Genomic DNA, 17,548 nt, shown 5'->3' on the forward strand with positions numbered 1-17,548 from the left:
ATGCTGAACCACAGCCTCAAGACGCACGACAGCGCCGTCGAGTCATCCGTTCCTTCCCGCCGCGCCTTCCTGCGTGGCACTGCCGCCGCCGGCGGTGCCCTGGTGATCGGGCTCCACCTCGACCCGAAGGGCGCGCGGGCCAATGGCGGCCCCGACCTGTCGAAGGCCCCGGCGAAGCCCAACGCCTTCGTGCGCATCGCCGCCGACGACACCGTGACGGTGGTGATCAAGCACCTCGACATGGGCCAGGGCAACACGACGGGCCTGGCCACCATCGTGGCCGAGGAGCTCGACGCCGACTGGGCGCAGATGCGCGCGGTCTTCGCTCCGGCCGATGCCAGCCTCTACAACAACCTCGCCTTCGGGCCGATCCAGGGCACCGGCGGCTCGACCGCGGTGGCGAATTCCTGGATCCAGCTGCGCAAGGCCGGCGCCGCCGCCCGCGCGATGCTGGTCGCGGCCGCGGCGCAAGAGTGGAAGGTGCCGGCCGGCGAGATCGGAATCGAGAAGGGCGTGCTGCGCCACGCCAGCGGCAAGGAGGCCCGCTTCGGCGCCTTCGCCGCCAAGGCGGCCGTGCAGCCGGTCCCCGAGAATCCGACCCTCAAGGATCCGTCCGCCTTCCGGCTGATCGGCACCAGGCTGCCGCGGCTCGATTCGAAGGCGAAGACCGACGGCAGCGCGCAATACGCCCTCGACGTGCGCCGGCCGGGCCAGCTCACGGCCCTCGTCGCCCGCGCCCCGCGCTTCGGCGCGACGCTGAAATCGGTGGATGACAGCGCCGCCAAGGCGGTGCCGGGCGTCGTCCAGGTGGTGCGGATCCCGAGCGGCGTCGCCGTGGTGGCGAAGGACACCTGGTCGGCGATGAGGGGCCGCGAGGCCCTCAAAATCACCTGGGACGATGCCGGCGCCGAGCGGCAATCCACCGAGTCGCAAGCCGCCGCCTACAAGGCGATGGCCGAGAAGCCCGGTCTCCTCGCCTCGCAGCGGGGCGACGCCGCCGGCGCCATCAAGGGCGCGGCCAAGGTGCTGGAGGCGGAGTTCAGCTTCCCCTACCTCGCGCACGCCCCGATGGAGCCGCTCAACGCCACGATCGAGCGCGCGGCCGACGGCGGCTACGAGATCTATGCCGGCTCGCAGTTCCAGACCATCGAGCAGGCGGTGGCCGCCGGCATCCTCGGCACCACCGCCGACAAGATCCGCATCACCACCCTGTGGGCCGGCGGCTCCTTCGGCCGGCGCGCCACGGCCTCGGCCGACTACATCGCCGAGGCCGCCGCGATCCTGAAGGCCACCGGCGAGAAGGCCCCGATCCACCTGGTCTGGACCCGCGAGGACGACATCACCGGCGGCTACTATCGCCCGGCCGCCTATCACCGCATCCGCGCCGGCCTCGACGCCAAGGGGGCGATCACCGGCTGGGAGCACCGCATCGTCGGCAAGTCGATCATCATCGGCACGCCCCTCGAGGCTATGATGGTCAAGGACGGCGTCGACGCCACCACCGTCGAGGGCGCGTCCGACACCCCCTACGCCCTGCCGGCCTACCGGTTCGAGGTCCACAACGCCCGCGAGGGCGTGCCGGTCCTGTGGTGGCGCTCGGTCGGGCACTCGCACACCGCGCAGGCGATGGAGGTATTCATCGACGAGCTCGCCCACGCCGCCGGCCAGGACCCGGTGGCCTACCGCCTCGGCCTCCTGAAACAGGCGCCGCGCCTCTCCGCCGCGCTGACGCTGGCCGCCGAGAAGGCGGGCTGGAGCGCCCGCGAGGCGAAGCCCGGCCGCGGCTACGGCGTCGCCGCGCACGAATCCTTCGGCTCCTACGTGGCGATGGTGGCCGACGTGACGGCGGAGGCCGGCAAGGTGAAGGTGAACCGCATCGTCGCGGCGGTGGATGTCGGCGTGGCGGTGAACCCGGACGTCATCCGGGCCCAGGTCGAGGGCGCGGTCGGCTTCGCCCTCTCGGCGGTCCTGCGCAACAAGATCACCTTCAAGGACGGCGAGGTGCAGGAGAAGAACTTCGACGCCTACGAGCCGACCCGGATGAGCGAGATGCCGAAGGTCGAGGTCCACATCGTGCCCTCGGCCGCCGCCCCGACCGGCATCGGCGAGCCCGGCGTGCCGGTGCTGGCTCCGGCGATCGCGAACGCGGTCTTCGCCGCCACCGGCCAGCGCCTGCGCTCGCTCCCCCTCGACCTCACGGCGCTCCGCGGCGTGTGATCGCGCACCACACCCTTAACCCCTGCCCTATATGAAGGGCATGACTTCCAGTTTTGGACCCGAGACGACTTCAGGGTGCGGCGAGAGCCGCACCCTTTTTTCATCCGCACCCGACTTCGCCGGGACGGCCGAGCGGGTGCGCGCCTGCCGACTCTGCCGCGACGCGCCGCGCCACGGGCCGCCGCTCCCGGTCGAGCCGCGGCCGATCGTCCAGGGCACGTCCCGCGCCCGGATCTGCATCGCCAGCCAGGCGCCGGGCAACAGGGCGTTCCAGAGCGGGGTGCCGTTCCAGGACCCGTCGGGCAAGCGCCTGCGCGCGTGGCTCGGCCTCGACGAGCCGGCCTTCTACGACCCCGACCTGATCGCGATCGTGCCGATGGGCGCCTGCTTCCCGGGCCACGACACCAAGGGCGGCGACCTGCCGCCGCGGCGCGAATGCGCCGAGACCTGGCGCGCGCCGCTCCTCGCCGGCCTGCCCGACCTGGAGCTGATCCTCCTGATCGGCCAGTACGCGCAAGCCTGGCATCTCGGCCGCCAGCCCGGCGGCCTCACCGGCACGGTGGCCCGCTGGCGCGAGATTGTTTCGGGGTCTCAGCGCCCCCGCCTGCTGCCGCTGCCCCACCCGTCCTGGCGCAACACGCCGTGGCTCAAGAAGCATCCGTGGTTCGAGGCGGAGCTGTTGCCGGTCTTGCGGGCGGAGGTGGCGCGCTTGGCGGAGGAGGTGAGACGGGAGCCGTCGCGCTGATTGGCCGGTCCGGTCTCTGATTAAATCTCGCCCCTTTCCCGGACGACTGTAGCGAAGCGGAAGGAGATCCGGGATCCAGCACAGGAAGTCGCGAAGCGTCCGTGGATCTGCAACGGTGCAACATTCAGAGCCGCTTCGCGGCGAGTCTTACGGCTGGATCCCGGATCTCCTTCCACTTCGTTCCAGTCGTCCGGGAAAGGGTGGGAAAATCTCAAGCCGGCTCGCGATGACGATGAAGAGGCCGGCACCGGCTGACGCCGCTAGCGATCCGACGTCATGGCCTGGGCTTGATTCCGCGGACGCACTCCGTGATGGGTGCGCCCGACGACATTTCTGGAGGTCCCGTGCCCGAGCCCATCAGCCCCCGCGACCGCCTGATCGTCGCCCTCGACATGGCGAGCACCGACGAGGCCGAGCGCCTGATCGCGCGGATCGGCGACGCCGCGAGCTTCTACAAGATCGGCTACCGCCTCGGCTATGCCGGCGGCCTCAACCTCGCCGAGCGGCTGGTGCGGGGCGGCCACAAGGTCTTCCTCGACCTCAAGCTCCACGACATCGGCAACACCGTCGAGGAGGGCGTGCAGTCGCTCGCCGGGATCGGCGCCACCTTCCTCACCGTGCACGCCTACCCGCAGACCATGCGGGCGGCGGCCGGCGGGCGCGACCGGGCGGGAAGCGGCCTGAAGATCCTCGGCGTGACGGTGCTCACCTCCTACGACGACGCGGATGCGCGCGAGGCCGGCTACGCGCTGACGGTCGCCGACCTCGTCGCGGTGCGGGCCGCCGCCGCCAAGGCGATCGGCATCGACGGCATCGTCTGCTCGGCGGCGGAGGCGCCGCAGGTGCGGGAGATCCTCGGGCCCGGCCGGCTGATCGTCACGCCGGGCATCCGGCCGGCCGGCGCCGCGATCGGCGACCAGAAGCGCGTCGTGACCCCCGCCGAGGCGATGCGCGCCGGCGTCGACCACATCGTCGTCGGCCGGCCGATCACCGGCGCCGCCGACCCGCGCGACGTCGCCCGCCGCATCGTCGACGAGATGGCCGCCGCGCTCTAGATCGGGCGCTGACAACAACGGGAGGACTTCAATGGCGAAGGGATACTGGATCGGCCGCGTCGACGTCTCGAACCCGGAGGCCTACAAGAACTACGTCGCGGCCAACGGCGTCGCTTTCGCCCAATTCGGCGGACGCTTCCTGGTGCGCGGCGGGAGCTTCGAGGCGGTGAGCGGATCGAGCCGCGCCCGCAACGTGGTGATCGAGTTCCCGAGCTACGATCAGGCCCTCGCCTGCTGGAACTCGCCCGAGTACCAGGCCGCCCGCGCCAAGCAGGAGGGCGGCGCCGAGATCGATCTCATCGTGATCGAGGGCTATGACGGGCCGCAGCCGGGCGAGGCCTGAGAGTGGCGGCGGGCGAATCCTCAGGTTGGGGCTGGCGCAGATCCTTGCGCCTCGCCCTCACGGTCGTGCCGCCCCTCGTCGGGGTCTTCCTGATCGGGCAGGCGGTGGTGGCGTCGATCGGCGGCGACATCCGCCGCTGGGAGTTCGTGCTCGGAGCGGTCTGCCTGTGCCTGACAGCCGCTGGGCGGCTGGTGCCGGAGGGGTGAGGCAGCTCTCGTGTGGCGCGCGTCGGTACAGGAATGACGCGGGATCCCCTCTCCAGGCGATGCCGGGCTTGCCAGAGATCCTTGCCCGGTCTCGCCGCAAGGTGTGGGAGAGGGGTTAAGGGCGATCGAAGATCGCGCAGGGTGGAGACGGTGCTGATTTAGTGCACCTCACAAAACTCCCGCGGCGCCGACGCCGCCACAGCCAGCGACAACGGCGATCGGGAGTTTTGTGAGAGACACTTAGGCTCCGACCGACTCGCTGCTCAGCTCGACGCTTCAGGGTCGTTGCGGAACCCGAGCCACCCTCACGCGGGATCTTCGATCCCCACGGCCCCTCTCCCACACCTTGAGCGATACCGGGCAAGGATCTCTGGCAAGCCCGGGATCGCCTGCAGAAGGGGACGCGCTTTACTTGTGAATGCTGAAGAAGCGGAGGCCGAAAGGGCGCTCGCAGCCCACGGGTGGAACCACCCCAGCCCCTCCCCCTTTCCCCTCACAGCCCGAAACACCGGACGAGCCCATGATGCGCGACAACCCGGAGCGGAGCCGGTTCGAACTCGAGGTGCACGGCGAGGTCGCCTACGCCGATTACCGCCGCCAGTCCGGCACCCTCGTCATCTCCTACGTCTACGCACCCCCGGCCCTGCGGGGCACCGGCACCGCCGACCGGCTGATGCAGGGCGTGGCCGAGGCCGCCCGGGCGGAGGGCGCACGCATCCGCCCGCTCTGCGGCTATGCAGCGGCATGGCTGCGGCGCCACCGCGAGAATAGCGACTTGGTGGGCTGACGAACCATCGACCGTTGTGGAGATGTGATCCCGACGGTCATTGGGAATGACCGTCGGGATCATGCCTCAGGGTATTCCGGCGGGATACGAAGTGTCCAGCGAGCCGGTCGAGCGATGGGTCACGACCGTGAGGCTTGCGCCGCCACTCCGGCTCTTCTGGCTTTCGAGGGCCGCCGTGATCTCACGCACCAGGTCGGGATCCACGACGGTCTGGCCGCCCATCAGTGTCTTGACGTTCCGTTGCGAACCTGTGGCGTAGTCCGAGGACGGGGCGACCGGCCGCGCGGGAATGGCCTCAGGAGCCCCGGCGTCGCTCGTCGCCTCGGCTGCGCTGGCGCCTCGCGACGATATTCGCAACGCGAACAGCGCATCGAGTGTCGATAGCGACACCGCCACGGACGCTAGCGTCGGCCGAGGCTGGGTCGGGATCGACGCCTCGGCCGGGGCGGGGGCGGCTTTGGCGGGTACGAGACCCGGCGATGTCCAGTTCGCAAGAAGCTGCCCGAGGAGGGACGAGCCCGTGACAATCATGACCTGCTCCGTTCCGACGAGCGACGCAGCCTTCGAGCCGGTTGCCGCCAAGTGGGGGCGGTCGCGTCCATCAGGGACATCAGTACGAGAGGAGATCTGGTCTCACGGTGATGCGAATCCGTAGAATTTGATGCAATCAGCAAAATTCCGGGCATCGGCGGGTGCAGCCGCCGGGCCCGCGATCCTGCGGCCCGGTGCACCAAGGGAAGGGGCGGGCGTCCTCTCTCCGCCGAGCGACCTCCCGCCAAGTCACTTCCGCCCAGTCACTCCCCGCCAAGGCACTCCCCGCCAAGGCACTTCCCGCCAAGCCTCACCCCACCATGTCGAGCGGCGGCGCGAGCCCCGCCGGCAGCGGGCTGACATACGGCGTGCGGGCGAGCCGCTCCGCATGGTCGGCCTTGGCGCGGGCGAGCAGGTCTGGATCGCGCAGCACATCCACGGCGGTGCCGGCCATCGCCTTGGCGACGTGGACCATGCCCTTGTGCGCCGCCGGGGTCTTGCCCTGGGCGGTCATCTGCCAGGAATGGCCCGGCGTGCCGATGGCGTAGGTGGCGCCGCGAGCCTGCACCGTCGGGACCGCCCAGCTCACGTCGCCGACATCGGTCGAGCCCATCATCCGCTCTCCCACCGCGCCGAGGGGCACGATCGTGTCGCAGAGCGGCGCGTCGGTGACCGGCACGCCGAAGCGGCGATGGGCCGAGACGATGTCCTCAGCTGTCAGCGTCGCCCGGATCTCTTCCGCGAAGGCGCGGTCCTCGGCGTCGAAGGGCGGGGGCCCGAGGCGCATCAGGTTGGCGTGCAGCGCCTGCTCCAGCGGTGGGTTCGCCAAGAGGTTCGACATCGCACTCACCACCCGGCTCGTGACCGTGGTCTCGGTCATCAGGGCGGCGCCCTGCGCGATCTTCTCCACCCGGGCCGCGAGGTCGAGGAGGCTCGGCAGGTCGGCGGCGCGCACGAGGTAGCGCACGGTGGCGCCGGCCTGGACGACGTTCGGGGCGATGCCGCCGGCATCCAGATAGGCGTAATGCACCCGCGCGTCGCTCGGCATGTGCTCGCGCAGGTAGTTGACGCCGACATTCATCAGCTCGACCGCGTCGAGGGCCGAGCGGCCGAGATGGGGGGCTGCCGCCGCATGCGAGGCCTTGCCGGCGAAGGTGAAGTCGAGAAGCTGGATCGCCAGCGAGACCGGCTCCCAGATCGCCACGAACGGGCCCGGATGCCAGGTGATCGCCACGTCGACGTCGGAGAAGACGCCGTCGCGCACCATGAAGGTCTTGGCCGCCCCGCCTTCTTCCGCCGGGCAGCCATAGTAGCGCACGCGCCCCGGAAGACCTTGCGCTGCGAGCCAGTCCTTGACCGCGGTGGCGGCGAGCAGCGCGCCCGCGCCCAGCAGGTTGTGGCCGCAGCCATGGCCGGCGCCCTCGCCGGGACGGGGACGGTGGGCGGCGACACCCGCCTCCTGGCTCAGGCCCGGCAGGGCGTCGTACTCGCCCAGGATCGCGATGACCGGGCCGCCCTCCCCCGCCTCGCCCATCATGGCGGTCGGGATGCCGCCGGTGCCTTCGGTCACCCGGAAGCCCTGGGCGCGGAGCATCGCGGTGTGCTCGGCGGCCGAGCGCACCTCCTGGAAGTTGAGCTCCGGCATCTCCCACACCCGGTCGGAGAGGGCGACGAACGCCGCCGCATGCTCCTCGACGTGCCGCCAGATCGCCTCGCTGTTGTGCATGGTTCCTCGCACATCCGGGGCCTTGTTCGCGCTTAGGCCCCCGCCCCTTGTCGCACGATGGAGCCTAAGTGCCATGCGTCCGGCTCAGCTCAGGCTTGCGCCGGGTTAGACCTCGGCTCGGGCTTGGCGCTTCGCGAGGGCCCGGTCGACGAAATCGAGCCGGTCCTGGCCCCAGAACAACTCGCCGTCGAGCACGATGGTCGGCGAACCGAACACCCCGAGCCGTTCCGCCTCCTCGCCGAAGCGGCGGTACTCGGCCTGGACCGGCTCGCTCTGCTCCGCCGCCACCAGGGCGGCGCCGTCGTAGCCGTTCTCGTCGGCGATGGCGCGGCGCACCTCGGCATCCGAGATGTCGCGCTCCTCGGCCCAGAGCGCCCGCAGGATCGCGTGCGAGAGCGGGAAGGCGTCGAGCCCGGCTTGTTGGGCGGCGATGACGGTCCAGCCGGCATGCTTGTTCCAGTTCGGCGCCGGGTTCTGCATCGGGTAGTATCGCGGCGTGACGTTCAGCGGCAGGCCGAGATACTCGCTCCAGCGGGCGAGCTCGACGGCATGGTAATCGCGTCGCGGTTGCGGCCGGGTCCGGATCGGCACGCCGCCGGTCTTCGGCACCACCTCCTGGAAGTCGAAGGGCTTCAGCACCAGCCGGGCGCGGTGGCGGCGCACGATGTCCTGGAGCTTGGGCCCGCCGAGATAGGACCAGGGCGAGGACAGGCTGTAGAAGCAGGACAGTTCGACCATCGGGGACCTCCAGACGAGATGGGCATGGATATCCACCAGGAGAGCGCGGCCGTGAAGGGCCTGACGGCTCTGGCCGCCGAGGTGCGGCGCGATCTCGCCCGCCTGAACCACCCGCCGGCCCCCTGGACCCTGCCGGTCGAGGGCCCGGACGGGCGCCCGGCCCTCGACGTGCTGGTGGTCGGCGCCGGCATGTGCGGCCAGACCGCGGCCTTCGCGCTCCTGCGCGAGGGCGTGTCGAATATCCGGGTGATCGACCAGGCGCCCCGCGGCGCGGAGGGGCCATGGGGCACCTTCGCCCGGATGGAGACCCTGCGCTCGCCCAAGCACCTCACGGGACCGGATCTCGGCATCCCCTCCCTCACCTTCCGGGCCTGGTGGGAGGCGCAAGCCGGGGAAGAGGGCTGGCGCGACCTCTACAAGATCCCGCGCCTCGACTGGCTGCGCTACCTGCTGTTCGTGCGCGACACCGTCGGCGTGCCGGTGGAGAACGACACGCGGCTGGCTCGGCTGTGGCCGGCCGGCGGGCTGATCGGGGCGGCGATCGAGGGACCTGCCGGCCCCGAGACGGTCTACGCCCGCAAGGTGGTGCTGGCCTGCGGCCGCGACGGCTCGGGCGGGCGGCGGATGCCGCCCTTCGCGGCGGGGGCCGAGGGGCGCCTGTTCCATTCCTCCGACCCGATCGACTTCTCGCGTTTCCGCGGCGGCCGGGTCGCGGTGCTCGGCGCCTCGGCCTCGGCGATCGACAACGCCGCCACGGCGCTCGAGGCCGGCGCGGCGGAGGTGACGCTGTTCGTGCGCCGCTCGCGCTTTCCACAGGTCAACAAGTCGAAATGGGCCGCCTTCCCGGGCTTCCTGCGCGGCTACGCCGCCCTCGACGACGCGCGGCGCTGGGCCTTCACCGCCTACATGATGAGCGAGGGCACGCCGCCTCCGCACGAATCGGTCCTGCGCTGCACCCGCCACCCGAATTTTTCAGTGCGGTTCGGCGAGGGCTGGAGCGGGATCGCGGAGCGGCCGGACGGCCTTGAGATCGAGACCGCGAAGGGCCGCTATCCGGTCGACGCCGCCGTGGTGGCGGTCGGCTTCGACATCGACCTGACCCGGCGGCCGGAGCTGGAGGCGTTTCGCGATGCGGTGCTGACCTGGGGCGAGCGGGTCTCCCCGGCGGAGGCCGCGGCGAACCCGGAGGCCGCGCGCTTCCCCTATCTCGGCGACGGCATGCAGATGCTGGAGCGGGTGCCCGGTCAGTTGCCGGATCTCGGGTTGCTGCACGTCTTCAACTGGGGCGTCACCCTCAGCCACGGTGCGCTCGCCGGCGACATCCCGGGCCTCGGCATCGCGGCGACGCGGCTGGCGCAAGCGCTGGTGCGCGACCTCTTCGTCTCGCAGGCCGACGCGCATTTCCCCCGCATGGTGGCGCACGAGGATGCGGAACTGGAGCCGACGCCGTTCTTCGTCGCGCGGGGGGAGCGGAGTTAAGCAGCCGCCCTTTCCCGGACGACTGCAGCGAAGCGGAAGGAGATCCGGGATCCAGGAGATGAAGTGCCGCGAAGCGGCTCTGTTTTCTGCACCGTTTCAAGCAAGCGGACGCTTCGCGACTTTTTGCGCTGGATCCCGGATCTCCTTCCGCTGACGCTCCAGTCGTCCGGGAAAAGGGGCTGCGGCTCACGACAAGCGGCACGCTTGCGAATCCTGCTGTGCCGCCCTGCTCCGCACGCCCGTTCAGGGCGGCGGAATCCGCCCCGGTGGGGTGCCGCGGATCAGCGCCATGACGGCCTCGTCGCGCTCGGAGATCAGCCGGGCCCCGCGCTGGAAGCTCAAATAGGCCCACAGCCAGCGCAAGGTGACGACGAGGCGGTTGTGGAAGCCGACCAGCAGGTAGACGTGGGCCACGCCCCACACCACCCAGGCGAGGAAGCCCTTCAGCTTGAGGTGATCCCACTGCACCACCCCGGAATTGTGCCCGATGATCGCCAGGTTGCCGCGGCTGCGGAAGCGGAAGGGCTTCGGCATCGTGCCGTGCAGGATGCGGTCGCGCAGAACTTTGCCGAGATAGCGGCCCTGCTGGTCGGCCACCTGGGCGAGGCCCGGCAGGGGCTTGCCGTCCTCGGCTTTCGCCATGGCGACGTCGCCGAGGGCGTAGATGCCCAGGCGCCCGATGACCGCGAGGTCGGGCCCGACCGGCACGTGGCCCGTGCGCGTCGTCTCGACCCCGAGCCACTCCCCCGCCGGCGAGGCGCGCACGCCGGCACCCCAGACGATCGTGGCCGCCGGGATCAGCTTGCCGGCGACCGTGACCCCCTCCTCCGAGACGTCCTCGACCGCGTGCTCGGTCAGCACCGTGACGCCGAGGCGTTCCAGCGAGCGGCGCGCATAGGCCGACAGGTCTTCGGTGAAGGTGCCGAGCACCCGGGGCGCGGCCTCGATCAGGAGGATCCGGGCCTGCTTCGGGTCGATGCGGCGGAAATCCTTCGACAGGGCGTGGTGGGCGAGGCCCGCGATGGCACCTGCCATCTCGACCCCGGTCGGCCCGCCGCCGATCACCGCGAAGGTCATCAGCCGCTCGCGGGCGGTCGGGTCGTCCTCGCGCTCCGCCGCCTCGAAGGCGAGGAGCACCCGGGCGCGGATGCGGCGGGCATCGTCGAGGGTCTTCAGGCCCGGGGCGTAGCGCTCCCATTCCGGGTGGCCGAAATAGCTGTGGGTGGCGCCCGTCGCGAGGACCAGCGTGTCGTAGGGAATGCGGGTGCCGTCGCGGAGAAGCACCGCGCGCGCCTCGGTGTCGACGCCCTCGACCTCGCCCATCAGCACGCTGACATTGCGGTCCCAGCGCAGGATCGCCCGGATCGGCTCGGCGATCTCGCCCGGCGCGATCACCGCGGTGGCGACCTGGTACAGCAGCGGCTGGAACAGGTGGTGGTTGCGCCGGTCGATCAGGGTGACGGCGATGCCCTCGGCGCCGCCGAGGCCCCGGGCCGTGGTGAGGCCACCGAAGCCGCCGCCGACGATTACCACCCGGTGCGGCCCGGAAGCGGCGAGCGGCGCCCGCGGCACCCCGTCCAGGGGTGCGGTCTCGAGAGGGGTGCGGTGCAGGGTCTCGGACATGCGGCTCTCCCTCGGGTGGTGTCGGGCGGCCGGATCGGTGGTTCGTCCCGGTGGGCTCTACCCACGCGGAACTCGTCCGATCGAGGCTTGCCGAAGCGACAGTCTGACCCAAGGTTACGATGCTGGCGAGGGCCGCGGAACCCCTCAGGCACGGCTCCATGGCGGTGCCGCACCGGCACCCTTCCGGCAGGCCCGGCACACCGGGTGGACGCCTATTTCACAGTCAAAAACTGTATAAATCGGCATACCTCGACGGCAGTCCGGATTTCCGCTACCCGTGCGGCGGACGACGCGCCCTCAAGGGAGAGACACACCATGGCCGACGCCACCGCCACCTCGGAATCCGGCCGCCGGATCGGCCACGGCCGGGTCTACGACTCGATCACCGAGACCATCGGCAACACCCCGCTGGTGCGCCTCAACCGCCTCGCCAAGGAGCGCGGGATCGACGCCGAGATCCTGCTGAAGCTCGAGTTCTTCAACCCGATCGCCTCGGTGAAGGACCGCATCGGCGTCAACATGATCGACGCCATGGAGGCCTCGGGCGTGCTGAAGCCCGGGGGCACCCTGGTCGAGCCGACCTCCGGCAATACCGGCATCGCGCTCGCCTTCGTGGCCGCGGCCCGCGGCTACCGGCTGATCCTGGTGATGCCCGAGACGATGTCGCTCGAGCGGCGCAAGATGCTGGCCTATCTCGGGGCCGAGCTCGCCCTCACCCCCGGCCCGCAGGGCATGAAGGGTGCGATCGCCAAGGCCGAGGAGCTCCTGAAGGAGATCCCGGGGGCGATCATGCCCCAGCAGTTCAACAACCCGGCGAACCCCGAGATCCACCGCAAGACCACCGCGGAGGAGATCTGGAACGACACGCAGGGCCAGCTCGACGCCTTCGTGGCCGGCGTCGGCACCGGCGGCACCATCACGGGCGTCGGCCAGGTCATCAAGCCGCGCCTGCCGCATCTGCGCGTCGTCGCGGTCGAGCCGGAAGACTCCCCGGTCCTGTCCGGCGGCCAGCCCGGCCCGCACAAGATCCAGGGCATCGGCGCCGGCTTCGTGCCGGGCGTGCTCGACCGCGGCGTGATCGACGAGGTGGTGACGGTCTCCAACCAGACCGCCTTCGACACCGCCCGCCTGCTCGCCCGGATCGAGGGCATCCCCGGCGGCATCTCGACCGGCGGCAACGTCGCGGCGGCCCTCGAGGTCGCGAGCCGGCCGGAGTTCAAGGGCAAGCGGATCGTGACGGTCGCCTGCTCCTTCGCCGAGCGCTACATCTCGTCGGCGCTGTTCGAGGGCCTCTGAGGCGCGCCGGTGCGGGGCCTTCCGGGGCTCCGCCTCGAACATCCGCGCAACAGATGACACACACTCCGCGTCATCCCGGGGCTGCGAAAGCGGCGCCCGGGGTCCAGAACCGCGGATGGTCCAGGATGAAGCGAAGCGCACTTCGCTTCTGGCTGAACACCCTGAGTGTCTGGATTCCGGGATCCGCTGCGCGGCCCCGGAATGACCCTGCGAGTCTTGCGATCGGTGGCGCGGAGCGAGCGGGCGGTCAGGCGACCAATTCGGGCCGTCGCTCCTCGTGGCGGGCCTCGTGAGGCCGCTCCTCCTCGCAGGCGCCCCGGCGAAAAAGGGCCGCGCAGCGCGACTCGCGGTGGACGCTCAGGATCGAGGCGCGGTCGATGTCGGGGTTCTCGGCCAGGATACGGCGCACATCCTCGACCAGGCGGCCGTAACGGCCGGCATCGAAGCCGCCCTCCAGCGGGCTGACGGCGATATAGGCCTCCACCACCAGGACCTTCTCGGACTTGTCGCGGGACACTTCCGCGGCGATCCAGGCGGATTTCACGAGGCGGTTCGGGTTGACCATCGGCGTACCTCCGTTCTCGTCAGGCCGCTCTCCGGCGGCTTGGTGAAGGTGAGACTGCGACAAGCTGCTCCCTCTGCCAACTCCGCAGCTGCTGCAAAGCTCCGTTATGTCGCAGGGAAATCATGCGCGGGGCGCATGGAACACGGGATTAGAGCGGCAGCACCCCGTCGCTCTTCACCTCCTCCATCACCGCGTAGGTGCGGGTGTTGTTGACCCCCGGCAGCGACAGAAGCCCCTCGCCGAGGAAGCGCCGGTAGGCCGGCATGTCGGCGACCCGGGCCTTGACCAGGTAGTCGAACCCGCCTCCCACCATGTGGCATTCCAGCACCTCCGGGGCGCGCCGTACCGCGGAGGCGAAGCGCGCGAAGGCGTCGGGCGTGGTCTTGTCGAGCGAGACCTCGACGAAGACGAGCAGGCTCAGGCCGAGACGCTGCGGGTCGAGCCGCGCCCCGAACCCTATGATCACCCCGTCCTTCTGCAGCCGGCGCAGCCGCTCGCCGGTGGCGGTCGGCGACAGCCCGACCCGCTCGGCGAGTTCCACGTTCGGGATGCGCCCCTCCCGCTGGAGGATCTTCAGGATCTGCCGGTCGACCCGGTCGAGCCCGTCCGTCATTCTCTCTCCCAAACCCCGGTTTCGCCGCCGATCCTGCGGCAAATTCGCGATAAGCGCCATCGAAGCGCGGCGAAAGGCCGAATATCCTGCGGATCGTCATAAGCGCATTGCCCGGACCTGCCCCGATGCCCGCCCCGCTCCCCGTCTTCCACGCGCCCTACGCGGCCGACGACGCCGTCCTCGCCCGCCTCTTCCTGGAGCGGGGCGCCCTGCCGCCGGAGCGCGAGGCTCGGGTCGATGCGCTCGCCCGCGACCTCGTCGGCGCCATCCGGCAGGAGAGCGGGGGTCTCGGCGGCGTCGAGGCGATGCTGCGCGAGTACTCGCTCTCGACCAAGGAGGGCCTGGCGCTGATGGTGCTGGCCGAGGCCCTGCTGCGGGTGCCCGACGCCGCCACCGCCGACCGGCTGATCGAGGACAAGCTGCGCTTCGGCGGCTTCGAGCAGCATGCGACACGCTCGGACGCCCTGCTGGTGCGCTCCTCGGCCTGGGCTCTCGGCCTCTCGGCGCGGATCATCCAGCCCGGCGACACCCCGGAGGGGATTCTCGCCGGCCTCGCCAAGCGCCTCGGCCTGCCGGCGGTGCGCCAGGCCGCCCGCCAGGCGATGCGGGTGATGGGTGGGCATTTCGTCCTCGGCGAGACGATCGAGGCGGCGTTGAAGCGCTCGGCGAGCGGACAGGGCCGGCTCTACCGCTACTCCTTCGACATGCTCGGCGAGGGCGCCCGCACCGCCGAGGACGCACGGGCCTACGCGGCGTCCTACGCCGCCGCCATCGAGGCGATCGGCCGGGCCGCCGGCAACAAGCCGCTGCCCGACCGCCCGGGCATCTCGGTCAAGCTCTCGGCGCTGCATCCGCGCTACGAGGCGGTCGGCCGCGAGCGGGTGATGGCCGAGCTGGTGCCGGTGCTCCTCGACCTCGCGAAGGCGGCGAAGGCTTACGACCTCAACTTCACGGTCGATGCCGAGGAGGCCGACCGGCTCGAACTCTCCCTCGACGTCATCGCGGCGGTGCTCGGCGACCCCGCGCTCGCTGGCTGGGACGGGTTCGGCCTCGCGGTCCAGGCCTACCAGAAGCGCTGCCTCCAGGTGATCGACCACGTCGCCGACCTCGCCGCCCGCCTCGACCGGCGGCTGATGGTGCGCCTCGTCAAGGGCGCGTACTGGGACACCGAGGTGAAGCGGGCCCAGGAGCGCGGCCTGCCCGACTACCCCGTCTTCACCCGCAAGAGCATGACGGATCTCAGCTACCTGGCGGCGGCCGAGCGGATGCTTGCCCATCGCCCCCGGCTCTTTCCGCAATTCGCCACCCACAACGCGCTCACCGTCGCGGCGATCGTCGAGCGGGCCGGGCCGGAGGCCGGCACCTACGAGTTCCAGCGCCTGCACGGCATGGGCGAGGCGCTCTACGCCCGCCTGCTGGCGAGCGTGCCGGGGGCGGCCTGCCGCACCTACGCGCCGGTCGGCGGCCACCGCGACCTCCTGGCCTACCTCGTGCGCAGGCTCCTCGAGAACGGCGCCAATTCCTCCTTCGTCTCGCAGGCCGCCGACCCGGCGGTGCCGGTCGAGACCCTGCTGCGCCGCCCGGCCGAGAGCGTCGGCAACCCGGACCGCGCCCGGCACGCCAAGCTCCGCCGCCCCGCCGAGATGTTCGCCCCGGAGCGGATCAACTCCGCCGGCGTCGAGTTCGGCGACCGGGCGGCGCTGGAGCGCCTGACGGACGGCGTGTCCGCCGCACGCGGTCCCGCCGAGGCGGCACCGGTGATCGACGGCGCGGCGCAAGCCGGCACGCCGCGCGACGTGGTGAGCCCGAGCGACGCCCGCACGGTCGTCGGCACCGTGACGGAGGCCTCGCCCGAGACTGCGGCCGCCGCGATGCAGGCCGCCCGCAAGGGCGCGCTCGCCTGGGGCCGCGTTCCGGCGGAGCAGCGCGCCGCTGCGCTCGAGCGGGCCGCCGACGCGATGGAGGCCGCGACCGGCCGGCTGATCCACCTGCTCCAGGCCGAGGCCGGCAAGACCCTCGACGACGCGGTGGCCGAACTGCGCGAGGCAGTGGATTTCTGCCGCTATTACGCGGCGCAAGGGCGCAAGCTCTTCGTCGGCCCCCAAGCCCTCCCGGGCCCGACCGGCGAGAGCAACCGTCTCACCTTGCGCAACCGCGGCGTGTTCGTGGCGATCTCGCCGTGGAACTTCCCGCTCGCGATCTTCGTCGGGCAGGTCGCCGCGGCACTCATGGCCGGCAACGCGGTGGTGGCCAAGCCCGCCGAGCAGACCCCGCTCGTCGCGGCGGAAGCCGTGCGCCTGCTGCACCGGGCCGGCATCGCTCCTTCCGCCCTCCACCTCGTACCGGGCGACGGCGCGGTCGGGGCGGCTTTGGTGGCGCATAAGGACGTGGCCGGCGTCGTCTTCACCGGCTCGACCGAGGTGGCGCGCCACATCAACCGGGCGCTCGCCGCCAAGGACGGGCCGATCGTGCCGCTGATCGCCGAGACCGGCGGCATCAACGCGATGCTGGTCGACGCCACGGCGCTCCCCGAGCAGGTCGCCGACGACGTGGTGACCTCCGCCTTCCGCTCCGCCGGCCAGCGCTGCTCGGCCCTGCGCCTGCTCCTGGTGCAGGAGGACGTGGCCGACAAGGTGATCGGGATGGTGGCGGGCGCCGCCCGGGAACTGCGCCTCGGCGATCCGCGCGATCCGGCCACCCATGTCGGCCCGGTGATCGACGCCGAGGCCCGCACGCGCCTCGACCGCCACGGCGCCGCGATGCGCCGCGCCACCAAGGCGCATTACGTCGGCGAGGTGCCGGGCGAGGGCCACTTCGTGGCGCCGCAGATCTACGAGGTCGCCGGCCCCGAGGCGCTGACGGAAGAGGTGTTCGGGCCGATCCTGCACGTCGCCCGCTACAAGGCCGCCGATCTCGACCGGGTGCTCGACGCGATCGAGGCCAGCGGCTACGGCCTGACGCTGGGCGTGCATTCGCGCATCGACGCCACGGTGGAGCGGGTGGTCGCGCGACTCTCCACCGGCAACGTCTACGTCAACCGCAACATGATCGGCGCGGTGGTCGGGGTGCAGCCCTTCGGCGGCCACGGCCTCTCCGGCACCGGCCCGAAGGCCGGCGGACCGCACTACCTCACCCGCTTCGCCACCGAGCAGACCGTGACGGTCAACACCGCGGCGGCGGGGGGTGATGCGGCGCTGATCGCCATGGAGGGGTGAGCGCGGCCGCGGGACTGCACATCGGGCGAGAGATCCACTCACCCTGGGGAATAGCATAGTTTCATTGAATAAATAGAAACAGATCTCAAGCAGCTAATTCTACAGTCAAATTTTGAGCGCGGGACCCCCCTCTCCCCGCGGGCGGGGAGAGGGCTGCGTCCCCGTCCAGGGGATGCAGCAAGCGCAGGCGAAGCCGGAGCGAGGGTGAGGGGGTGCTTCCGGAGGAGCCACATCCGGCACCTCCCCCTCACCCTCGCCCTGCGGGCTTGCCGAGCCCCCTGGACGGCGGCTCAGCCCTCTCCCCGCCCGCGGGGAGAGGGGAGAACCCGCGCCAGATCGAGAACTGTCTTCGACGGCGGCAACGGGGACAGACAGCCGCGGCCTCGTTTCGTCCGCGAAGGACGGCGAA

Annotated in this window: 15 protein-coding genes; 9 read left to right on the plus strand and 6 right to left on the minus strand. The window is 71.2% G+C overall.

The annotated features are described in order from the left end of the window. The 6 genes from DK412_RS18565 (at nucleotide 1) to DK412_RS18590 (ending at nucleotide 5,353) form a co-directional block, all read left to right on the plus strand. Complete coding sequence (locus DK412_RS18565; RefSeq protein ID WP_109973149.1) at nucleotides 1–2,217, plus strand: xanthine dehydrogenase family protein molybdopterin-binding subunit; 2,217 nt, start codon at nucleotides 1–3, stop codon at nucleotides 2,215–2,217. A gap of 40 nt (nucleotides 2,218–2,257) precedes the next feature. Further along, on the plus strand, nucleotides 2,258–2,962 hold the full coding sequence (locus tag DK412_RS18570) for a uracil-DNA glycosylase family protein (RefSeq protein ID WP_109975359.1): 705 nt from the start codon (nucleotides 2,258–2,260) through the stop codon (nucleotides 2,960–2,962). A gap of 344 nt (nucleotides 2,963–3,306) precedes the next feature. Then, nucleotides 3,307–4,017, plus strand: a complete 711-nt coding sequence (pyrF, locus tag DK412_RS18575; RefSeq protein WP_109973150.1) for an orotidine-5'-phosphate decarboxylase — start codon at nucleotides 3,307–3,309, stop codon at nucleotides 4,015–4,017. A 31-nt stretch (nucleotides 4,018–4,048) separates the two neighbouring features. Further along, nucleotides 4,049–4,360 carry a DUF1330 domain-containing protein gene (locus tag DK412_RS18580; RefSeq protein WP_109973151.1) on the plus strand — a complete coding sequence of 104 codons (312 nt, stop codon included), beginning with the start codon at nucleotides 4,049–4,051 and terminating at the stop codon, nucleotides 4,358–4,360. Between the two features lie 44 nt (nucleotides 4,361–4,404). After that, nucleotides 4,405–4,566 carry a hypothetical protein gene (locus DK412_RS18585; protein ID WP_245447075.1) on the plus strand — a complete coding sequence of 54 codons (162 nt, stop codon included), beginning with the start codon at nucleotides 4,405–4,407 and terminating at the stop codon, nucleotides 4,564–4,566. Nucleotides 4,567–5,086: 520 nt separating this feature from the next. Then, entirely contained in the window at nucleotides 5,087–5,353 is a 267-nt protein-coding gene (locus DK412_RS18590; RefSeq protein ID WP_109973153.1) for a GNAT family N-acetyltransferase, read from the plus strand. Nucleotides 5,354–5,419: 66 nt separating this feature from the next. Here DK412_RS18590 and DK412_RS18595 read toward each other — a convergent pair whose 3' ends face one another. The 3 genes from DK412_RS18595 to DK412_RS18605 form a co-directional block, all read right to left on the minus strand. Beyond that, nucleotides 5,420–5,935, minus strand: a complete 516-nt coding sequence (locus DK412_RS18595; protein ID WP_162596241.1) for a hypothetical protein — start codon at nucleotides 5,933–5,935, stop codon at nucleotides 5,420–5,422. A gap of 259 nt (nucleotides 5,936–6,194) precedes the next feature. Next, nucleotides 6,195–7,610: a M20 family metallopeptidase gene (locus DK412_RS18600; RefSeq protein ID WP_109973155.1), complete on the minus strand. Its 1,416-nt coding sequence runs from the start codon at nucleotides 7,608–7,610 to the stop codon at nucleotides 6,195–6,197. A gap of 105 nt (nucleotides 7,611–7,715) precedes the next feature. Continuing rightward, nucleotides 7,716–8,348: a 2-hydroxychromene-2-carboxylate isomerase gene (locus tag DK412_RS18605; protein ID WP_109973156.1), complete on the minus strand. Its 633-nt coding sequence runs from the start codon at nucleotides 8,346–8,348 to the stop codon at nucleotides 7,716–7,718. A gap of 24 nt (nucleotides 8,349–8,372) precedes the next feature. On the opposite strand from DK412_RS18605, the gene DK412_RS18610 reads away from it, so the two are divergent. Next, a complete protein-coding gene (locus DK412_RS18610; protein WP_162596242.1) occupies nucleotides 8,373–9,827 on the plus strand; it encodes an NAD(P)/FAD-dependent oxidoreductase in 1,455 nt (484 codons plus the stop codon). A 243-nt stretch (nucleotides 9,828–10,070) separates the two neighbouring features. Here the strand turns inward: DK412_RS18610 and DK412_RS18615 are convergent, their stop codons facing one another. Beyond that, the gene (locus DK412_RS18615; RefSeq protein WP_109973158.1) at nucleotides 10,071–11,450 is read right to left on the minus strand and encodes an NAD(P)/FAD-dependent oxidoreductase; all 1,380 of its coding nucleotides are present in this window, start codon (nucleotides 11,448–11,450) and stop codon (nucleotides 10,071–10,073) included. Between the two features lie 315 nt (nucleotides 11,451–11,765). Here DK412_RS18615 and cysK point away from each other — a divergent pair, with 315 nt between their 5' ends. Then, nucleotides 11,766–12,746, plus strand: coding sequence for a cysteine synthase A (gene cysK / locus DK412_RS18620; protein WP_109973159.1), 981 nt, complete (start codon nucleotides 11,766–11,768; stop codon nucleotides 12,744–12,746). Between the two features lie 247 nt (nucleotides 12,747–12,993). On the opposite strand, the gene DK412_RS18625 is transcribed toward cysK, so the two are convergent. Further along, nucleotides 12,994–13,311, minus strand: a complete 318-nt coding sequence (locus DK412_RS18625; RefSeq protein ID WP_245447076.1) for a hypothetical protein — start codon at nucleotides 13,309–13,311, stop codon at nucleotides 12,994–12,996. A 148-nt stretch (nucleotides 13,312–13,459) separates the two neighbouring features. Further along, nucleotides 13,460–13,924, minus strand: coding sequence for an Lrp/AsnC ligand binding domain-containing protein (locus DK412_RS18630; RefSeq protein ID WP_109973160.1), 465 nt, complete (start codon nucleotides 13,922–13,924; stop codon nucleotides 13,460–13,462). 125 nt (nucleotides 13,925–14,049) lie between these two features. Between DK412_RS18630 and putA the strand changes: the two genes are divergently transcribed. Then, nucleotides 14,050–17,139 carry a bifunctional proline dehydrogenase/L-glutamate gamma-semialdehyde dehydrogenase PutA gene (gene putA / locus DK412_RS18635; RefSeq protein ID WP_109973161.1) on the plus strand — a complete coding sequence of 1,030 codons (3,090 nt, stop codon included), beginning with the start codon at nucleotides 14,050–14,052 and terminating at the stop codon, nucleotides 17,137–17,139. Nucleotides 17,140–17,548 lie beyond the last annotated feature (409 nt).

The organism is Methylobacterium sp. 17Sr1-1, from assembly GCF_003173775.1.
Classification (GTDB): Bacteria; Pseudomonadota; Alphaproteobacteria; order Rhizobiales; family Beijerinckiaceae; genus Methylobacterium.